The organism is Marinilabilia salmonicolor (genome assembly GCF_003003035.1).
Lineage (GTDB): Bacteria > Bacteroidota > Bacteroidia > Bacteroidales > Marinilabiliaceae > Marinilabilia > Marinilabilia salmonicolor_A.
Genome location: NZ_PVTS01000002.1, coordinates 214,509 through 233,223, shown reverse-complemented (window position 1 = coordinate 233,223; position 18,715 = coordinate 214,509). Strand labels below are relative to the sequence as shown.

Annotated in this window: 15 protein-coding genes; 8 read left to right on the top strand and 7 right to left on the bottom strand. The window is 44.3% G+C overall.

Going from position 1 to position 18,715, the window contains the following annotated elements; translation table 11 throughout:
• Window positions 1-55: 55 nt before the first annotated feature.
• Window positions 56-2,713 carry a sensor histidine kinase gene (locus BY457_RS02625; protein WP_106151772.1) on the bottom strand — a complete coding sequence of 886 codons (2,658 nt, stop codon included), beginning with the start codon at window positions 2,711-2,713 and terminating at the stop codon, window positions 56-58.
• A 240-nt stretch (window positions 2,714-2,953) separates the two neighbouring features.
• On the opposite strand from BY457_RS02625, the gene kbl reads away from it, so the two are divergent.
• Window positions 2,954-4,141, top strand: a complete 1,188-nt coding sequence (kbl, locus tag BY457_RS02620; RefSeq protein WP_106151771.1) for a glycine C-acetyltransferase — start codon at window positions 2,954-2,956, stop codon at window positions 4,139-4,141.
• A 569-nt stretch (window positions 4,142-4,710) separates the two neighbouring features.
• Window positions 4,711-5,283 (top strand): YceI family protein, encoded by a 573-nt coding sequence (locus tag BY457_RS02615; RefSeq protein ID WP_106151770.1) that lies wholly within the window; start codon window positions 4,711-4,713, stop codon window positions 5,281-5,283.
• A 102-nt stretch (window positions 5,284-5,385) separates the two neighbouring features.
• On the opposite strand, the gene BY457_RS02610 is transcribed toward BY457_RS02615, so the two are convergent.
• From BY457_RS02610 to BY457_RS02590, 5 genes are all read right to left on the bottom strand, one after another.
• Window positions 5,386-6,720 carry a TolC family protein gene (locus BY457_RS02610; RefSeq protein ID WP_106151769.1) on the bottom strand — a complete coding sequence of 445 codons (1,335 nt, stop codon included), beginning with the start codon at window positions 6,718-6,720 and terminating at the stop codon, window positions 5,386-5,388.
• 232 nt (window positions 6,721-6,952) lie between these two features.
• Window positions 6,953-8,035, bottom strand: coding sequence for an efflux RND transporter periplasmic adaptor subunit (locus BY457_RS02605; protein ID WP_106151768.1), 1,083 nt, complete (start codon window positions 8,033-8,035; stop codon window positions 6,953-6,955).
• A gap of 106 nt (window positions 8,036-8,141) precedes the next feature.
• Window positions 8,142-9,422: an ABC transporter permease gene (locus BY457_RS02600; RefSeq protein ID WP_106151767.1), complete on the bottom strand. Its 1,281-nt coding sequence runs from the start codon at window positions 9,420-9,422 to the stop codon at window positions 8,142-8,144.
• A 203-nt stretch (window positions 9,423-9,625) separates the two neighbouring features.
• Complete coding sequence (locus BY457_RS02595) at window positions 9,626-10,876, bottom strand: ABC transporter permease (RefSeq protein WP_106151766.1); 1,251 nt, start codon at window positions 10,874-10,876, stop codon at window positions 9,626-9,628.
• A 53-nt stretch (window positions 10,877-10,929) separates the two neighbouring features.
• On the bottom strand, window positions 10,930-11,661 hold the full coding sequence (locus BY457_RS02590) for an ABC transporter ATP-binding protein (RefSeq protein ID WP_219885126.1): 732 nt from the start codon (window positions 11,659-11,661) through the stop codon (window positions 10,930-10,932).
• A 363-nt stretch (window positions 11,662-12,024) separates the two neighbouring features.
• Between BY457_RS02590 and BY457_RS02585 the strand changes: the two genes are divergently transcribed.
• The 3 genes from BY457_RS02585 (at window position 12,025) to BY457_RS02575 (ending at window position 15,205) form a co-directional block, all read left to right on the top strand.
• Window positions 12,025-12,753 carry a M48 family metallopeptidase gene (locus BY457_RS02585; protein ID WP_106151765.1) on the top strand — a complete coding sequence of 243 codons (729 nt, stop codon included), beginning with the start codon at window positions 12,025-12,027 and terminating at the stop codon, window positions 12,751-12,753.
• A gap of 12 nt (window positions 12,754-12,765) precedes the next feature.
• The gene (gene dgt / locus BY457_RS02580; RefSeq protein ID WP_106151764.1) at window positions 12,766-14,094 is read left to right on the top strand and encodes a dGTP triphosphohydrolase; all 1,329 of its coding nucleotides are present in this window, start codon (window positions 12,766-12,768) and stop codon (window positions 14,092-14,094) included.
• A 394-nt stretch (window positions 14,095-14,488) separates the two neighbouring features.
• The gene (locus BY457_RS02575; protein ID WP_106151763.1) at window positions 14,489-15,205 is read left to right on the top strand and encodes a DUF6261 family protein; all 717 of its coding nucleotides are present in this window, start codon (window positions 14,489-14,491) and stop codon (window positions 15,203-15,205) included.
• Between the two features lie 241 nt (window positions 15,206-15,446).
• Here the strand turns inward: BY457_RS02575 and BY457_RS02570 are convergent, their stop codons facing one another.
• Entirely contained in the window at window positions 15,447-16,253 is an 807-nt protein-coding gene (locus BY457_RS02570) for a hypothetical protein (RefSeq protein WP_106151762.1), read from the bottom strand.
• A 55-nt stretch (window positions 16,254-16,308) separates the two neighbouring features.
• Between BY457_RS02570 and BY457_RS02565 the strand changes: the two genes are divergently transcribed.
• The 3 genes from BY457_RS02565 to BY457_RS02555 are packed head-to-tail and all read left to right on the top strand — an operon-like array spanning window position 16,309 to window position 18,579.
• Window positions 16,309-17,358 (top strand): glycosyltransferase, encoded by a 1,050-nt coding sequence (locus tag BY457_RS02565; protein WP_106151761.1) that lies wholly within the window; start codon window positions 16,309-16,311, stop codon window positions 17,356-17,358.
• 24 nt (window positions 17,359-17,382) lie between these two features.
• Window positions 17,383-17,721, top strand: a complete 339-nt coding sequence (gene rbfA / locus BY457_RS02560; RefSeq protein WP_106151760.1) for a 30S ribosome-binding factor RbfA — start codon at window positions 17,383-17,385, stop codon at window positions 17,719-17,721.
• Between the two features lie 27 nt (window positions 17,722-17,748).
• A complete protein-coding gene (locus BY457_RS02555; protein ID WP_106151759.1) occupies window positions 17,749-18,579 on the top strand; it encodes a class I SAM-dependent methyltransferase in 831 nt (276 codons plus the stop codon).
• The last annotated feature ends 136 nt before the right edge of the window (window positions 18,580-18,715 follow it).

The window sequence follows — 18,715 nt, the reverse complement described above, 5'->3', positions numbered from 1 at the left end:
AACCGATGTATTACCGAAAAAGAGGGATGAAAGGGTAAAACCCGGGAATAAAGCGTTAAACTTCCATTGAGCGAGACAAACTGAAAAAGAAACTGGCTCCGTGGCCTGCTTCAGACTCCACCCATATTTGTCCGCCCATCAGTTCTACCAGACTTTTTGAGATGGAGAGTCCCAGTCCTGTTCCACCTTTGTTTTTGGCACCAATTTTAAGGACCTGGCCAAATCTTTCGAAGATGATTTTGTGGTGCTTTTCTGCGATGCCAATACCATCATCATGCACAAAAAACCGAATTTCATTGCCATCTTCTTCAAAACCAAAAGCAATGTGTCCTCCGGGAGAAGTAAATTTGAAGGCATTGCTGATGAGATTGTTGAATATCTGGGTGATTTTTCCGCCATCTACCGTGGCGGTAATTTGTCTTTCCGGGATTTGAGTGATTAATTCCACTGCCTTGTCTGTGGCTTCTATTTCAAAGAATCTGGCCAGATCGGTAACCAGTTTATTGAGGTTAACTTTGTCCGGCATCAGGCTTACCTGCCCCGTTTCCAATTGCGATACCTGAAGCACATCATTGATGATTGCCAGTAATTGCTGACCGCTTTTAACAATGACGTCTATGCTTTTTCGGCGTTCTTCCGGATCCAGGTATTCGTTGCGGAGCAGCTCCGAAAAGCCCAGAATTCCATTCATCGGGGTTCGGATTTCATGACTCATGTTTGCCAGAAACGCGGATTTGAGGTGATCGCTTTTTTCGGCCTGTTCTTTGGCTGCGATCAGGTCTTTTTCTACTTGTCGGGCATGGGTAACATCTCTCACAATGGTCATAATCCGGTTTTCATCCACAAAAACCATTCGCGATTCGTAAATTCCTGTTTTCCCATCTTCCGTTATTTCATATTCATAGGTCTCTATACCTTTATGGCTGATGACTGATGCAATCTTTTCATGTGTCAGGCGGGCGATCTCCTCAGGCATGAATTCATCTATTTTCTTGTCCAGAAATACTTCGGGGGCAACATAAAGGTTTTCGCCACTGTCGGCATGATAATCTTTAATGACTCCGTCTCTGTTGAAAACAAAGATGAGGTCAGGAATTACTGCCAGCAATCCCGTTATTCGTGCCTGGTTGTTTTGTGCCTCTTCTACAGCTTCCTTGAGGCTGAATATCAGTTCTTTTTCCTGTGTGATGTTGGTGAAGGTTCCGATGACTTTTTCCGGATTTCCTTCTTTAAATATCATGATTCCTGATGCGCGGTAATGTTTGGTGTTCCCGTTTCTCAGCTGTACTTTAAATTCGTCGTTCCATTCTTCTTTGAGCGGAAAACGATTGGTCCAGAAGTGTTTCACCCTTTTGCGGTCATCCGGATGAATAAGCTTTACAAACTCATGAAAGGTTCGGGGCGGGGTCTGCGCTGAGCCTATATACCCCGAATTTCCGAACCAACTGATTTTGTCCGAGGCCGGGTTCCATTCAAATATGATGTCATTGGCATGTGTTGCAACTATTCTGAATCGCTCTTCACTCTCACGGAGCATCTCTTCCGCTTTTTTTCTGGCAGTAATGTCACGACCTAAAATTACAATTCCTTTTTTGGTCCCATCGGCATAAAATACGGGTGTTTTTATGACATCAATTCTCCGTTCATCCCCATTGGGTAAGGGGATAATCTCCTCCACGACCACCGGCTCTTTTCGTTCCCATGCCATTTGGTCCGAGATACTGCATTGACTGAAGACTTCCGACAATTCCGGAACCAGTTTTTTAAGATGTTCTTCGCTTTTGAAAAGAAAATCTTTCCCTTTAAGTCTGTATAGTTCCTGAATGGATTCATTGGCCTCCATCCATTGACCTTCTGCGTTTTTGAAACAGATGATGTCGGGTGTTGCGTTGATAAGTACCTTTAAGCGGTTTTTACTCTCTTTTAATTCGTTTAGGGTGTTGATTTTATCGGTATTGTCGGTAACAACACCGATTACTCCCGTTATTTCCCCGGAATTGTTTAGTATGGGAGCAGTTTTGAGCGTAACGTTGATCTTTTTCCCGCTGAGCATGGATGTGTAGGTGCCTTCATAATCGCCTTCACCTCCCGATAAAGGCCTCAGGATCGCTGGTAGTATGGAACGGTCAGATATCGTATTCAGGTCCAGGTTGAGTAACCGGGATGCCGGGGCACCGAGAACTGAAACAAAGCGGTCGTTAAAAGCTGAAATCTTCAGTGAAGTGGTGTAAAAAAAGACCCCAACCGGAGAATAATCAAAAAGCAAACGGAAACGGTCGTTGTCAGTTTGGTCGATGGTATTGGGCTCGAAGAAATAGTTCTCAAATTGTTGTTCGATGCTTTTTCTTGTCTGGTCCATTAGGAGGAGTTGCTGCTTGCTCCAGCCTTCGGGGTTGTTGGTGAAAAGGCAAAGACGATTGTTGCCACTGAGCGATTTGGAGGTTAGATTGATGAAGCGACCCGATTTATATGGACGCACCAATAAGGGATCGTTCAATTCGAACCATCCGCTTATTCCGTGGCCAAAACCGGCTGTTTTGTTAACGGCTTTTTCAAGAAGGGACTTTTCCTCCGGGGCATTGCCCGCTCCGGCGTGGATGTAGGTAATATCACCTTCTGTTTCCACCGTGAGTACTACCACAGAGGCTGTGAAAGCCGTCAATATACCAAGGGTTTCCAATGCTGTTGGGGGGAACCCTTTTACATTATGCATACAGTTTACTTTTTGGGGTGGGTGTTAAATCTCCATAAAAATAGGAAAAAGAGGGGGCTCAGGATCATTAGAAGTGGTTATATTTGAGTAAAGCCGTGTTTATTTTGGTAAACAATCGTTAGTGTAATATAAACAATTTTGGTAACACTTTTACAGGTCATAAATGATAAATGATCTTTTGTCATATTTTTGTTTAGACACTATCTTTAACTTTGTCTGAAGTCATCAAAAAATATAGTTATGTACGGTAAATACAAAGATCATCTGCAAGAAGAACTTGAGGATATAAAGCAATCAGGTTTGTATAAAACCGAGCGAATCATCACGTCGCCTCAGCAAGCTGAGATTTCGCTTGATTCAGGGGAAAAGGTTTTAAACTTTTGCGCCAATAATTATCTGGGGCTCTCTGCTCATCCCAGAGTGATTGAGGCTGCTCACAAGGCACTGGATTCTCATGGTTATGGAATGTCGTCTGTACGGTTTATTTGCGGAACCCAGGACATTCATAAAAATCTGGAGGAAAAGATTGCTGCATTTTTCGGCATGGAGGATACCATTTTGTATGCTGCCTGTTTCGATGCCAACGGAGGGGTTTTTGAACCGCTCTTTACCGCTGAAGATGCCATTATTTCTGACGCACTGAACCACGCCAGTATCATTGATGGAGTGCGACTCTGTAAAGCTGCCAGATACCGGTACAAGCATGCCGATATGGATGATCTGGAGAAACAACTTCAGGATGCCCAACAGCAGCGATTCAGAATAATTGTTACCGACGGGGTTTTCTCCATGGATGGAGATATCGCGCCACTTAATAAAATCTGCGATCTGGCCGAAAAATACAACGCTCTGGTGATGGTGGACGACAGCCATGCATCCGGTTTCATTGGAAAAACCGGGCGAGGAACTCATGAATACCACAATGTGATGGACCGCGTGGATATTATCACCAGCACATTGGGTAAGGCTCTCGGAGGGGCTTTAGGCGGCTTTACCACCGGGAAAAAGGAGATTATTGACCTGTTGCGCCAACGTTCAAGACCTTATTTGTTCAGTAATTCTCTGGCTCCATCCATTGTTGGTGCTGCCACTGAGGTGTTTGATATGATGAGCGAATCTACAGCTCTTCGCGATAAACTCATGAGCAATGCTGACTATTTTAAGCAAAGGATTTCCGAGGCGGGGTTTGATATTAAACCGACCAACTCGGCAATTGTGGCATTGATGCTTTATGATGCGCGTTTGTCTCAGACTTTTGCTGCACGGTTGCTTGAAGAGGGCATTTACGTTACCGGATTTTATTACCCGGTGGTGCCAAAAGGGCAGGCAAGAATACGAATTCAGCTTTCGGCAGCACATGAGAAAGAACATCTTGATAAAGCAATTGCTGCTTTCATTAAAATCGGGAAAGAATTAGAAGTAATATAGTGTTTGCAGGAAAACATCATCTATTTATATCTATCTGCAGCTAAGGCCCCCTGAGATTAGCCTCCGGCTTCAGCCGGGGCTGATGGCCTGAAATTCAGGTTGTCAGAGCCGGCTTTGAGTCGGCTTTTCATTTTAAAAAACAGATGAGATCTTGTTGTTGTTTAGAAGCCGGCTTAAAGCTGGCTGATGTGTCAGGGACTGTACCGCAGGGACACCCGCCTAAAGACGGCTGCTAATCCTAATTATTGCCGTCATTGCAAGTGCGCACCTCAATTAAATTTTGAGGCATAATGGGAATATGACAGATCTGGGAGGTCCCTGGAAGGAGCATTTTTGAATCGAAGATCGACGATAGTCAATAACCTCGAGTGCAAACTCGGGCTACAGCTCAAAAATGGATTAGGTCTCCGAATGGGGCCAACTATTAATTCACCGCACCTAATCTTTCATTGCTAACGTAGCGAAGCAATCTCAATTGATTTATTCAGATGATCTCTTTTTTGGGGGCTAAAACTTTTTTAACCCCGGATTGTTTTATATAAACGAATATAAATAAAAAGGAGAATCATATGAAAAAATTGTCAACTTTGATATTGGCGCTGGGATTTCTGGTAATGACCCCGGCGGCCTTCGGGCAAAAAAGTGAATTGAAAGTAGAGGACAGTCAGATTGTCTGGACAGGGAAGAAAGTTGGTGGATCTCACACCGGAGCCATTGAGTTATTGTCGGGATACCTGGAGAAATCAGGAGACAGCTTTGTCTCTGGAAAATTTGTGGCCGACATGACCTCCATTAGTAATCATGACATTGAAGATAAAGACTCAAAAGCCCAGTTGGTTGGTCACCTGAAGTCTGATGATTTCTTTAGTGTGGATGAATATCCTACGGCAACCCTTGAAATTAAGAATGGGGAGAAAGTTGAATCGGGTAATTACAAGTTTACCGGTACCATGACCATAAAAGGACAGACCAACCCCGTTTCTTTTGAGGCTAAAGTGGAGGGTAAAACATTCTCCGGGAAACTGGTGGTGGATCGTTCCAAATATAATGTACGTTACGGATCCGGTTCTTTCTTTGATAACCTCGGTGACAATCTGATTTATGATGATTTTGAATTGGATTTTGAAGTGACTTTTAAATAGTTACATGATGTTGTGAGAGTGGATTTCTTTAAACATTTTGAAAAAGGCGCTGCAGGAAAATCCCGCAGCGCCTTTTTTGCGTATTGACAGTTTGGATTGTGTTTAATCAAGATTTAAAGGGGCTCCTGTATAAAAGTCCAGCACTTTCGTTCGTAACACATATTCATACTTCGATTGAAGGAAGTCGGACTGTGCTTTCAAATAATCAGTTCTTGCAACACTGTAATCCACCGGGCTTACCAGGCCTACGGAATACTTCTTTTCGGTGTATCGCAATGATTCTTCATAAGAATTTACCGCTGTTTGAGCTGAATTGTACTTGAGGTAAGCTGCCTGTGCATCTGCATAAGCCTGCTGAATCTCTTTTCTCAATGTCTGTTTTTCCTTTTCCAGATCGTGCTGGGCACTTCGGATGCTCAGTTTTGTGTTTTTCACATTGTTTCGGGCGGCAAGACCATTGAAGACAGGAATTCTTAAAGTCAGGCCCACATACTGGGTAGCGTTGTCACTAAAATGTTCGCCAAAGTCAAAATCAACGGTACTTTCTTTTTTAGTCACTGACGTATTCCATCCGGCATCCATGTTTAAGGAAGGATAGAGCTGTCCCTGCGCTGCTTTTAAAGCAAAACGTTCGCTTTCCAGGGTGAACTCGGATGCTTCAATTTCCGGCATTAAATCCACTGCCTGGATAAAAAGATCGGACGGAGGTGTCAGTGTGTTTTGTTTCAATTCAGGAATTTCCGGAGTCACTACGTCGAAATTTCCGGTGTCCTCCAAGTCAAGAGACTGTGCGAGGCTTAGCAAAGACATTGTAAGATTGTTCTCCATCTGCGTTACTGTAAGCGCCTCTCGTGCTGCCTGTGATTTTATTTCGAGTAAATTGCCTTCTGCCACGCGTCCGGCATCCACAAGCTTCTGGGTATTCTCTACCTGTTCCCGGGCCACCTTGTACTGTTCCTGAGCCACCTGGAGCAGTTCTTTGTCAAAAAGAACCTGCAGGTACAAAGAGGTAATGTTCAGTGCAAGGTCATTCTTTGCAGCTTCCAGTTCTTTGCGTGATGCCTGCCAGTTTGCTTTATCCCGGTTGATTTGGTTGTTTAGCGAAAATCCCTGAAAAAGGGGGACAGATGCACCTAACGAAAAACGTCCGAACTGAGTTGTTTGATCCGTAATTTCGTAAGAGGTGTCATCCAGCACGCGTCCAAAGCTCAGTTGGTATCCCACACTACCATTTACAGATGGTATGCGGTCGAGTTTCTTTTGCTCATAGACATTTTGTTGATATTCGGTATTCAGGCTCTGTTGCTTGATGGACAGGTTGTTGTCCTTTGCATATTCAATGCAGTCTTTCAGACTCCATTGTTCAGGCTGTTGAGCATCGGCTTCCGTAAAGGCAAGGAGCATCGGAAGCATCAGTATTGCAGCTATGTTTCTCATGATTTGTTTATTTCGGTTTTAATTTTCGGGTTCCGGGCTCAGGGGTTGAGGATCGAGAGTTTAGTGTTTTGAGTTTAGTGTCAAAGTACAGTTAAGTTAAGATTCGTCAGTGTGGTACCCCTTTGTCTGTCAATTTTTGCATCTATTAATATAGTTCGACAGTTTTCTGAGTGTTTCAGTTTCCTTAAATTTCCTCTACTGACTATAAACTACTGACTAGTTCCCTAAATCTTTACGATTTCGGCACTTTAACTTCATCCTCTTGAGAGAGACCTTCCACAATTTCAATGTTGATACCATCCGACAGACCTGTCTTAACCAAACGTTTTTCAAAGACCTGAGGACTGGTCATAATCTCCACAAAGGTGGAATCATCTTTAAAAGTTATCATTTTTTCCTGCAGGGTAAGGACACTGTCCCGACGATCCAGAACGATGTCGGCAGTTGCACTGTAACCTGCCCTCACGAAACTTCCTTCCTGTAACTCCACGGCCGCTTTAATCTCGAACTGGATGGCTCCGTTTTCTTCCACCCCTTTGGGTGAGATAAATTCCAGGTTGGCTTTGAATTCCTCTTCATCAAGGGCCCCGATGGTCAGCAGCAGCTGCATTCCTTCTTTAATCTTTCCGACTTCGGTTTCGTCCACCATTCCTTCGAATACCATTTCACCCATGTCGGCAACCAGTGCAATGGTGGTTCCGTCGTTGAACGTATTGCTTTTGATTACAGAATTTCCGATTTCGATGGGGACATCCAGGACCATGCCTGAAGTGGTGGCTCGTATAAGGGTATTGGTTTGTGCGCCGGCCTTTTTGATAACCCCCTCTTTGATCAGTTCCAGATTGTTTTGTGCCGATTCCAGGTCTTTTTGGTAAGTCTGGAAGCTCAGTTTGTCTTCAAGAAACTGTGATTCGGGTATTACTTTGTTGTCATAGAGCTCCTGAGACCGCTCATATTCGATTTTGGCATTTTCAAAAGCCAGCCGGGCCTTGGCCAGGCGGTTCTCGGCCTCATTGACCTGAAGCATTTCCGGAATAATCTGAATCTTGGCCATGAGGTCGCCCTGCGTTACCAAATCGCCCGGTTGAACGTAAATTTCTGTAATAATGCCCGATTCCTGGGGCTTAATCTGAATCTCTTTTCGAGGGACAATGGATCCTGTGGCCACCGTTTTTTTAATGATATTGGTGACTTCTGGCTTTTGGGTTTCAAAAACCACGGGCGATTTTTTGGTCTGGTTGTAAAGGTAGTAAACGACCCATCCTACAAGGGCTATCAAAACAACTACCATCAGAATTTTAAAAAACTTCTTCATTTTGTTCAGGTTTTAATAGGCATTGGTGCCCGTATTTTAAATTGTTTTTGTTTTTATTTTATTCCCCTGTGTTCTTCATGACTATATATCACAATGGGCACAGAGGTTATTCATGTCTGAGTGCATCAATGGGTTTTATTCTTACAGCCTTCATCGCCGGAATCAATCCGGCAAAGAGACCCACCAGAATGAGCAACGCCAGGGCAGAAATGGCCAGAGGTAAACCTACTTCAGGGTTCGCAAAGAAGGTCATTTCATCTTCCGGAGCATTGGCCGCTGCAGCTGTCAATGCTATATTGGTGAGATGCAGAATAAGTGTTCCGAAGGCCAGTCCCAGAAAACCTGCCACAGTGGTCAGAAATACCGACTCTGTAAGAATCTGACCAATGACGACTGCCGGTCTGGCTCCGATGGCGCGTTGAACACCAATCTCACGTGTCCGTTCTTTTACAATCACCAGCATGATATTGCTGACTCCCACTGCTCCGGCAATCAGGGTGCCGATACCTACTACCCATATCAGGATGTTGATACCCAGAAATGTGTATTCCATGGTCTGCAACTCGCTTTGAACGTTAAAACCACCGATGGCTTCATCGTCCTCCGGCGCAATTTTGTGATGTTTTTTTACCAGCGGCTCTATTTCATCCACAATACCCTGAACATTCACCCCGGGTTTTGCAGTAAAACCAAAGAAATGAACTTCATCTCCGTAATTGAATGTTTGCTGCATCGTGGTAAATGGCAGATAAATGGTCTCTTTTTTATTGCTTCCGATGTTGATGTTGGGATTGTTCGATCTGAAAACACCCACCACCATAAAATAGACGCCGTTTACGCGCAAATACTGACCTACCGGATCTTCTCCTTCGTCGAACATCACATCATATACATTTTCTCCGATGATACAGACTTTTCTTTTGAGTTTGATATCCTCTTCGTTGATGTATCGGCCCCAGGGCATTGTACACGGGTCTATTTTCCGGTATTGGGGATAATCTCCCATCACATTGAAAGCTGCAGCTTTTTCGTCACGTACCACATTCTGGCCTTCGCGAAGATTCCAGCCCTGCAACCTGGGTGATATTACATCTATTCCGTCAATTTCATTTCGGATGGCTTCAATATCATCGTTGTTGATGCTCCACCAGCGACCGCGATCGTATCCCTGATAGGCGATGGTTGTGCGGTTAGACCACATAAAGGCGCTGTTGGTGGCAAAATCCTGGAAGCCACTGGTGACACCGTTTATCAGTCCGTTTCCTGCACCGGTCATAACAACCAGCATGAAAATGGCCCAGAATACCCCAAATGCGGTAAGTATGCTGCGAAACTTGTTTTGTTTTATGGCATTTAGAATCTCCTGCCAGCGGTCTAAGTCAAACACGGTATTATGGTTTTAATTAAAAAAAATGTGCTTTCCTGGTTACATTGATACTTGAGTGTGGAATAAAAAGGTAGATTTTTGTCAAAATCAAGGCGTTTAAAATTTTTGTGCCGGAGTTAACTCAATGTTAATGAGGACTCAAAAAATTTAAAGAACGAAGAGTTTGGCAATAAAGATCCTTTTTAGACCGTGCTCATACTTGTTTATTCGTCGTGCAGTGCTTCGATGGGCTTAATGGCCGAAGCTCTGCGTGCTGGTACATATCCTGCTATTAATCCTGCAACAATAAGGACCACCAGGGCTGACACAGCAACTGAGAGGTTTGCCGACGGATTGTAAAAGGTGCTTTCGATACTGGGATTACTCTGTGCTGCGCTTTGCAACACCATGGAGATGGCTGCCATGAGTCCCATCCCGGCCACCAGCCCGAAAAATCCGGACAGGGTGGTGATGAACACTGATTCGGAGAGAACCAGCCGAATGACCGACCACGGGGTGGCGCCAATGGCTTTACGGATGCCCAGTTCCTTTGTGCGTTCTTTTACCAGAATAATCATGATGTTGCTGACACCCACGATGCCTGCAATGATGGTCATGATGCCGATTACCCAGACGAATATCCGGATTCCGGTGAATACACCCTGTGCCTGCTTGAAGTGCTCCAGGGTGTTCCAGATACCGAGCGCCTGTTTGTCGTCAGGGGCAATCCGGTGTTTTTTCATCAGGGTGGTTCTGATGGCCTCTTCAACACGTTTATTTTCGGCCACGGTAAGTGCATTGGTAGCCACCGCCAGTTCATTAAGTTTGTTGCTTCCGTTAAAAACGCGCTGGGCAGTCTTTACCGGAATATAGACTTGTTCATCGTCCCGTCGTTCCGGGTTAATAAAGGTACCAACCACTTTGAAGGGAACTTTGTCGATGTGGATGTATTTGCCAATGGGATCTTCCTCCTTGAACAATGCTTTCTTTACCGGAACAGAGATGATGGCCACTTTCCTGAATTGCTGAATGTCCGGCTCATTGATGTAGCGCCCCTGCTCCATGTCCACAATCTGAATGTTTTTGAACTCCGGCATCACACCCTCAAGGCTATAGTCACCATATTCATTTTTGTAGGTTACAGTCCCGCTGCCCCAAAGTCTGAAACGACCCGAAATGTCCGAGATGTCATCTTTGAAGTGGTTGACCAGCATATCGTAATCTTCATCGGTAAATTGTATCCGCCGGCCGGCCTGGAGGCCGTCGTATGATAGCTGGGTTTGCCGGCTCCAGATCCACAGTGCATTTTTTGCAGTGCCTCTGAAGTTGTTTTCCATGCCATTCTGAAGCCCGTTTCCCGACCCCAGCAAAAGGATAAGCATGAAGATACCCCAGGCCACACTGAAGCCTGTCATGATGGCTCTCAGTTTATTTTGTTTAAGAGTGGAGAATATTTCCTGCAGTGAATTAAACATAGTTCAAAGTTGTTGAAAGGTTTAGCCTGTTTTATTGGTGATAAATGCAGGGTTTAATTGGACGTGAAGATTTCACCGGCGACAACGGGTTCATATTTTCCGTTCAACTCATTGTGTTCGATCAATCCGTCTTTGAGTCTTATGATTCGCTGTGTGCGGTGTGCTATGTCATCCTCATGGGTTACGATAATAACGGTGATGCCCATTTGGTTGACCTCCTGAAGAATATCCATCACTTCATAAGATGTCTGGGAGTCCAAAGCTCCTGTTGGTTCATCGGCCAGTATTACCTTTGGTTCGGAGATAAGTGCCCGGGCAATGGCTATGCGTTGTTTCTGACCTCCTGATAACTCTGAAGGAAGATGTCCCGCCCAGTCTTTTAATCCCAGTCTTTCCAGATATTCCAATGCCTTGAGATTTCTTTTTTTGCGACTGACATTCTGATAATAAAGTGGAAGAGCCACATTTTCCATGGCATTCTTGAACGAAATGAGGTTGAATGACTGGAAAATAAAGCCCAGATAGTTGTTGCGGAACTTGGCGGCCTTGGTTTCATTCATCTTCTCGATTTTTACATTGTTCAGGTAATAATCTCCCCGATCATGGTTGTCAAGAATCCCGAGAATGTTCAATAAGGTTGATTTACCTGAGCCTGAGGAGCCCATGATACTAACCATCTCACCTGCCTTAATATCCAGATCAATACCTTTAAGGACATGCAGAGCATTGTTTCCCATCCGGTATGATTTGTGAAGGCTGCTTACTTTGATAATGCTGTTGCTCATGGTATCTGGTTTTGTGTGTTTTTTCCGGTTTTTTCTAATCAATTGTCCTGCCAAATAATGTAAGTATTTGTCAGATAACGCTTTGTTTTAGCAATCTCCTTTTTGTACTTAAAATAAAACTGTCTGATTTCGAAACAGCGGGTGTTCGAAATCGGGCATATTTGTAACAAAATGAAGTTTAATTGTCATTTTAGGTAACAGTTTACCTGATTGTGTACTTGTTTTCATTTGAAAACATAATCCAATGTGTGACGCATAGCAGTAGTGTTTCGTTACAGGAAGGAAGTCGTTTTTAGAGGAAACCAATTTACGACACAGACCATTGGTTTGGCAATAGCGGGAAAACTTTACCTTTGTGTTATTATGTCGGTAAAAACATCATTGGTAGATATAGAGGGCATCGGACCCGTACTTTTTAAAAGTGATGCCCGGTGCAAACGGCTTTCCATCAGGCTAAAGCCTTTTGAGGGGGTATCAGTTCTGTTTCCTCCGGGGTACTCCATCAAAAAGGCTTTGTCGTTTGTGGAGGAGAAGCGTTCCTGGATTCAGCAGAATCAGGCACAAATGGCTGCGCATGAGAATATGAAGACCGTCTTTAATGAAGATACGAAGTTTCGCACCCGCACTTTTGAGCTTCGTATCCAAAGCCATCACAGTGATCAGTTGCGTATGACTTTGCATGGAGGTGTTCTGCGGGTTGCATACCCTTCTTTTATGAAGGTGGAGGATGAAAGAGTTCAGGCGGCAATCCGTCAGGGGATAGAGGAAGGGCTTCGAATTGAAGCAAAGACGATGTTGCCCGGAAGAGTCAGGCATTTTGCCGGATTGCACGGGTTTAAAGTGAACAAAGTATTTATTAAGAATCTGAAATCCAGGTGGGGGAGTTGTTCTTCCGTGAATAACATCAATCTCAATTTGCAATTGATGCGTCTGCCACAGCACCTGATAGATTATGTGGTGCTGCATGAATTGTGTCACACCAGGGAAAAGAACCATGGTCCCGGTTTCTGGCAGTTGCTGGATCGGGTGACCGGCGGGAAAGCCCGTTCGCTGGCCGCAGAGATGAAAAAGTATCGCACAACCATATATTGAACAGGAAGGCTCATGGATTGGAAACAACTTTTATCCACAAAGCGCACCGGAACTTCTTCGGGTGTGAGTTCTCATGATCGTACGCAGTTTCAGCGCGATTATGACAGACTGATATTCTCCTCGCCGTTCAGGCGTTTACAGGACAAAACACAGGTGTTTCCATTGCCAGGAAGTGTGTTTGTGCACAACCGGTTGACCCACAGTCTTGAGGTTGCCAGCGTCGGGCGCTCGCTGGGAAACAATATTTCAAAGTATCTTTTTTCAATCTATGGGGATGAACTGCCATTGGCTCAGGAACTGGGTTCTGTTGTTGCGGCTGCTTGTCTAGCACACGACATGGGTAATCCGCCCTTTGGTCATTCGGGAGAAAAAGCCATTTCTGATTTTTTCAGGCATGGAAACGGGCGTTATCTGGAATCCATGATTCATTCCCCGGCTGTTTGGAACGATTTTGTCGATTTTGAAGGGAATGCCAATGCCCTGAGAGTGTTGACACATAAGTTTTCCGGACGGCGTACCGGAGGGTTTGCCATGACTTATACCTCTGTGGCATCCATTGTTAAGTATCCTTATGCTTCGGGGAACAGGGATCTGAAAAAGTATGGTTTCTTTCAGAGTGAAAAGGAAGTTTTTCTGGACATTGCTGCCGAGTTGGGACTGAAAGAGACCTCTCCGGGTATTTTTGCACGTCATCCGCTGGTTTATCTGGTGGAAGCCGCCGATGATATTTGCTATCAGCTGATGGATATTGAAGACGCCCACAAGCTGGGGATTTTGTCCACTCCGGAGACCATGGATCTCCTGATGGCTTTTTATGATCCGGTGGAGGATAAAGAACATCTAAAGAGAATAGAAGAGGTCTATCGTGAAGTCACTGATACCAATGAAAAGATTGCCTACCTCAGAGCCGGAGTCATTGGTAAGCTGGTGGGGGCCTGTTCCGAAATTTTTATTAAACATCACGACAGCATTCTGGATGGGACCTTTAGCGGGGCTCTTACCGATAAATTGTCGGGCAATATGGATGTTGCCATGAAAGAGTGTGCCCGCGTGGGGTTCGAGCGTATTTACCGGCATCCTTCTGTGGTGGAGATTGAAATTGCCGGTTTTCGGATTCTGGGTACTCTGCTTGATGAGTTTATCAAAGCAGTGCTGGAACCCAAACACTACTATTCACGTCTGCTACTCCCTTTTATTCCTGAACAATATAAAGTTTCGGAAAGTGCCCCTGTGCATCACCGGGTACAAACGGTCATTGATTTTATTTCCGGAATGACGGATGTTTATGCGCTGGATTTATTCCGTAAGATTCAGGGGACCGGAATTTCCGGAAACATTTAACCTTATACATAAGATATATTGGATGTAAACAGGCTGAATGCCTGAGAGCAACAGCCCAGGGCAACGCCCTGGGTTTTGAGGTATTCCTCATGCCCCCCACTCATTATTGGTCGCGTCGCGACCAATAATGAGTGGGGGGGAGGGAGTTTCAATTTTCTTAAAGACCTTCGGCCTTAAAAAACGCAAAAACATTATTTTAAACATATTATCTGGTGATATTTATGTTTAAAAAAATATCATGCTCGTTTCAACAGGTTTTTTGAAACCTTTGCGATGAATCGTCCGTAAAATATATGTAAGAATAAGCACTCTGACAGATGCAACAGTCCGGGAAACCGGATTGCTATTTTATGTTTATCAGAGAGTTTTCCAACTCCTAAACCCTTATAGTGTTATGCTAAAGTCTTTAAACTTTTCCCAGCTCCTTTCCTTCGATCTTTACGATCTTGCCAAAGTGACCCTGCAGATCTATGACCATTGTCCGGTAAATAAGGGCGAACTCATGACTTTTGTGGAAGATGTGAGAGAAAGTCTCGCCAGCTACGAACAGACCTTTCAAAGAAGAGTAATCAGTTGTGTGATGGAGCGAAAAACCCTCCAGGCAAGTAAGCGGGATGAGGCATACATTGCGTTTTACAGATTTGTGGAAGCATCGTGTCACCGGGCATCGAAGAAACACAGCATGCTGGGAACGGAGTTGCTCGCTGTTTTGCAGCAACATGCCTGGCATACTAAAAGCGATGGTTACCAGCGACAGTCAACCGGACTTCCGGCACTGATCAGGGAACTTAGGCACAACCATTATGAGATGATTGCCCGACTTGGGGCGGCCGACTGGTTTGATGAACTGGTAAGGGCTCAGAACGAGTTTGACGACCTGAGCGATGAGAAAAAAATTGGTGCTTTTAAAGATATTTCGGTAAGAGAAACCCGGCCGCTGCTGGAAGGTTCCCTTCGTTCACTTTACTGGATTACCGATCGTTTGTATCAGTCTGCACCCTCTGAAGAGCTGGGCTATGTGGTACACAATCTCAATAATGTGGTCCGAAAACTTACCAGCAAAGTGGAGAGAGATGTTTGTGTGGAGATCTTCAGTGATATGGTATCCTGACAATATTTCTTTTGAATGTTGAAACGAGCATGGCAACGATTGCCTCAAAAAAACATGTATAAATTTTTGCATGCGAGTTCCATCCGACCTTAATTAATAAATTTTATACGGATGAAAGATGGCTTTTGGGGCAAGGTTTTTTCTTCTGCCTTCTGCCTCTTAAACTTCTGCCTGTTAGTCACCAACCTCCAACTTATAAAAATCTAACGATCTATTGTACAAAAACAAACCGTTTACCGGGTCAGATTTTCTGCCCGGTATTTTTTTTGGCTTTGCTGATTCTCCGGTAAGTGGTTCCTGCAAATCTTTTGCTAAGTTCATCAATCAGGTCGCTGTGTTTTTCCAGCTTTAGAAGACCGGCCCAGTCTTGTTGGTCCTCCAGTTGTTTGGAGAGTGTCGGAATCAGTCTTTTAGACAGGGAGATATCTATAAGGTCAGTGATGTTCAGCCCGGCAAGCGTTCGGGAAATTTGTTTGTGGTCGTCCAGAATCTTCAGATAATCAGCTGAGTGAATATTCTCATTGGAGAGTATCTTATTGCGAATGGAGAGTTTTTCAAATACCTCTCTTAGGTTATTGATTTCTTTTGTAGCCAATCCTGCCGGAATAAAAGCAGTTCCTGAACTTGTTTCTGTTTCATTGGATTCTGTTACCTTTACAAAGGTGAAAACAGTGCCTCTGTTCCATTCTTCCAGAGAGTTGCACAGGCGTCTGTTTTTTTCGATGTGCCCTATGACCTTTTCATGTGTATCCAGAATATCCACATTGTATTTGTCGTGTTCGTGTGGTCTGACGGAGGCCGATCCTGTAATAAATCCGGGAATGGTAAGAGGGGCATTGTTGGTGAGTTGTTTGACTTCAGCTTTTTTTATGCCGGCTGTTTTGTACAACTCTTTACCGTTTTCTGAAGATTCTGTTGGTTTTTTCGGTGAAAGGGCGGTTTCAGGAGCGGATGTTGATTCTTTCTGTTCGGAATCTGAAAGCATTCGGGCTACAGCCGAAACAGCAGTTCCGGCAATTGAAAGCAGAAAGGCAGTTATTTTTCTCATGGATATCAGGATTTTTAAGTTCTTGATTTGCAAGATATAAAAAAATATAATACCAATGAAGGTACTTTTCATCTGTTCTTCCAAAGTATGGGGTGGAAATGAGAAATGGATTTCCATTGCCATGACCGGACTTAAAAAACGGCACAATGTGTTTTTTTTGGGAAAAGATCAATACCTGAAAGGGCGTTTTGACACTGACATTCCGTTTTTTTCAGCACCCTTTAGATCTGCTTTTGATCGGAGCTCCGGACGAAAAATAGAACAGATTGTTTCTGCTTATGGGATTGATGTTATTGTTTCTACTAAAAAGAAGGAGTACATTTTGGGTGGTCTGGGAGCAAGACGGCAGGGAATCAGGCACTTTTTGAGACTTGGGATTGTACGGAAAATGAGGTGGCCTTTGTGGCACAGATGGGTCTATGGTCGGCTCAATGATGGAATTATTGTCAATGCACATAAAATAAAGAAGGAACTGATGAGGTACTCCTGGATGCAGAATCATCCCGTGAGAGTGATCTACAACGGAATGCCGGGATTGAAACAAGCACCGGCCTCTTCAATATCAAATAATCCGTTTACCATAGTTTCCACCGGAATGCTTACCCGCCGAAAAGGATTTCATCTGCTTATTCGGGCGCTGGCACAGATGCCTGAAGAGAGGCTGTCAGATATGAAAGTTCATGTTTTGGGTAAAGGCAGGGAAGAAGAGGCCCTGAAAAAGCAAATCCGGGATTGTGGTTTGCAGAAAATTGTTTCGATGGAGGGTTTTTCAGATCCCGGTCCATGGCTGAGAAAAGCCTCCCTGTTTTGTCTTTTTTCTGCCAATGAAGGCATCAGTAATGCCCTTATTGAGGCAATGGCAGCCGGGGTGCCCGTGCTTACCACCGATGCGGGTGGTGCTGCGGAATTTATTAAGGATGGAACGAACGGTTTTTTGGTTGACCGGCGCATTGAAGCTATCGCTGACAGACTGGAAGGACTTAAATCTATGCATCCCGAAGAATTGCGCACCTGTGGGCGTAACGGGCAGGAAACTGTTTCCGCACTTTTTGATCCGGAACGGATGGTTGAAGAGTTGGAAATGTGTTTGCATAATTTTGCCTAACTTCGTGCATTAAAATAAAAAATCATGGACAGTACTCGTCAAAAGAAGATAGGAAGACTCATTCAGAAGGATATGAGTGAGATGTTTCAGCGTGAAGTAAAGGAGGTTACTGCAGGTGCTCTTGTGTCGGTGACCGTGGTGAGGGTTACACCCGATCTGGGCCTTGCCAGAGTGTATCTGAGCATTTTCCCCACCGATCGGAAACAGGAGGTGTACGAAAAAATTAAGGAGCATGCATCGCAAATAAGATTTGCTCTGGGGAAGAGAGCAGGCAAACAGTTGAGGGTTATTCCGGAATTGGAATTCTTTATTGATGACAGCCTGGACTATATCGACAATATTGACAGGTTGTTGCAGGAATAGCAGGTGCTTAAATCTTGGAAGTAAGTTATGCAGTATGATCCTATAAAACGTTCGCTGGGACGTGTTTTTAACGCTACACCCGGATTCAGGGTGTTGTTTTACAGACTCTTGAATTTGTTGCTTTTGCGTTCGTGGTATATCCGGCGTGAATTAAAAAAATGGGCTTCCAGGCAGGGCCGTGGGGCAGCCATCCTGGATGCTGGTTCCGGATTTGGGCAATATACCTGGTCTTTGTCGCGACTGGGAGCCGGTTATCAGATCTTGGGAGTGGATGTGAAAGAAGAACAGGTGGCCGATTGCAACCGGTTTTTTGATAAACTCGGGAAGGGTGACAACGTTACTTTTAAAATCGCTGATCTTACCCGGTTCAATGAGCCTGAATCGTACGACCTGATATTGTCGGTTGATGTGATGGAGCATATTGAAGAAGACCGTAAAGTTTTTCATAATTTTTTCAGTAGTATGGCACCGGGTGGAATGTTGTTGATTTCCACTCCATCCGACAAGGGAGGCTCTGATGCACATGAACATGGAGAGGAAGGTATCTCCGGATTTATTGATGAACATGTGCGCGACGGATACAACATGGAGGATATTCATGAAAAGCTGGAAGAGGCCGGCTTCTCAGATATTGATTGCCGGTACTCCTATGGGAAGCCGGGGCATATCTCCTGGTTACTTTCCATGAAGTTTCCCATTACCATGCTCAATAAAAGCAGACTCTTTTTTGTGTTGCTACCCTTTTATTATTTGGCAGTCTGGCCTCTTGCCGCATTGTTGAATCTTATGGATGTTTCCATGCAACACAAAGAGGGAACGGGTTTGATTGTAAAGGCATACAGACCGATGCAAAAGTAGAATATGGTTCCTGATGCGAAGCCGGGAACCAATAATTCGTCTCTGTCCATAAACTAAATGTTTTTCACGTGTTTGAATTAGAAAGTTCAAATTCAAGGCGTGTGAAAAATATAAACTGCAGAATACTAATGTATTT

Coding starts and splice junctions, on each gene's coding strand:
- BY457_RS02610 (WP_106151769.1), bottom strand. CDS start 6,720: ATGAGAAACATAGCTGCAATACTGATGCTTCCGATGCTCCTTGCCTTT.
- dgt (WP_106151764.1), top strand. CDS start 12,766: ATGGATTGGAAACAACTTTTATCCACAAAGCGCACCGGAACTTCTTCG.
- BY457_RS02565 (WP_106151761.1), top strand. CDS start 16,309: ATGAAGGTACTTTTCATCTGTTCTTCCAAAGTATGGGGTGGAAATGAG.
- BY457_RS02595 (WP_106151766.1), bottom strand. CDS start 10,876: ATGTTTAATTCACTGCAGGAAATATTCTCCACTCTTAAACAAAATAAA.
- BY457_RS02585 (WP_106151765.1), top strand. CDS start 12,025: ATGTCGGTAAAAACATCATTGGTAGATATAGAGGGCATCGGACCCGTA.
- BY457_RS02605 (WP_106151768.1), bottom strand. CDS start 8,035: ATGAAGAAGTTTTTTAAAATTCTGATGGTAGTTGTTTTGATAGCCCTT.
- kbl (WP_106151771.1), top strand. CDS start 2,954: ATGTACGGTAAATACAAAGATCATCTGCAAGAAGAACTTGAGGATATA.
- BY457_RS02575 (WP_106151763.1), top strand. CDS start 14,489: ATGCTAAAGTCTTTAAACTTTTCCCAGCTCCTTTCCTTCGATCTTTAC.
- BY457_RS02615 (WP_106151770.1), top strand. CDS start 4,711: ATGAAAAAATTGTCAACTTTGATATTGGCGCTGGGATTTCTGGTAATG.
- rbfA (WP_106151760.1), top strand. CDS start 17,383: ATGGACAGTACTCGTCAAAAGAAGATAGGAAGACTCATTCAGAAGGAT.
- BY457_RS02625 (WP_106151772.1), bottom strand. CDS start 2,713: ATGCATAATGTAAAAGGGTTCCCCCCAACAGCATTGGAAACCCTTGGT.
- BY457_RS02590 (WP_219885126.1), bottom strand. CDS start 11,661: ATGAGCAACAGCATTATCAAAGTAAGCAGCCTTCACAAATCATACCGG.
- BY457_RS02570 (WP_106151762.1), bottom strand. CDS start 16,253: ATGAGAAAAATAACTGCCTTTCTGCTTTCAATTGCCGGAACTGCTGTT.
- BY457_RS02555 (WP_106151759.1), top strand. CDS start 17,749: ATGCAGTATGATCCTATAAAACGTTCGCTGGGACGTGTTTTTAACGCT.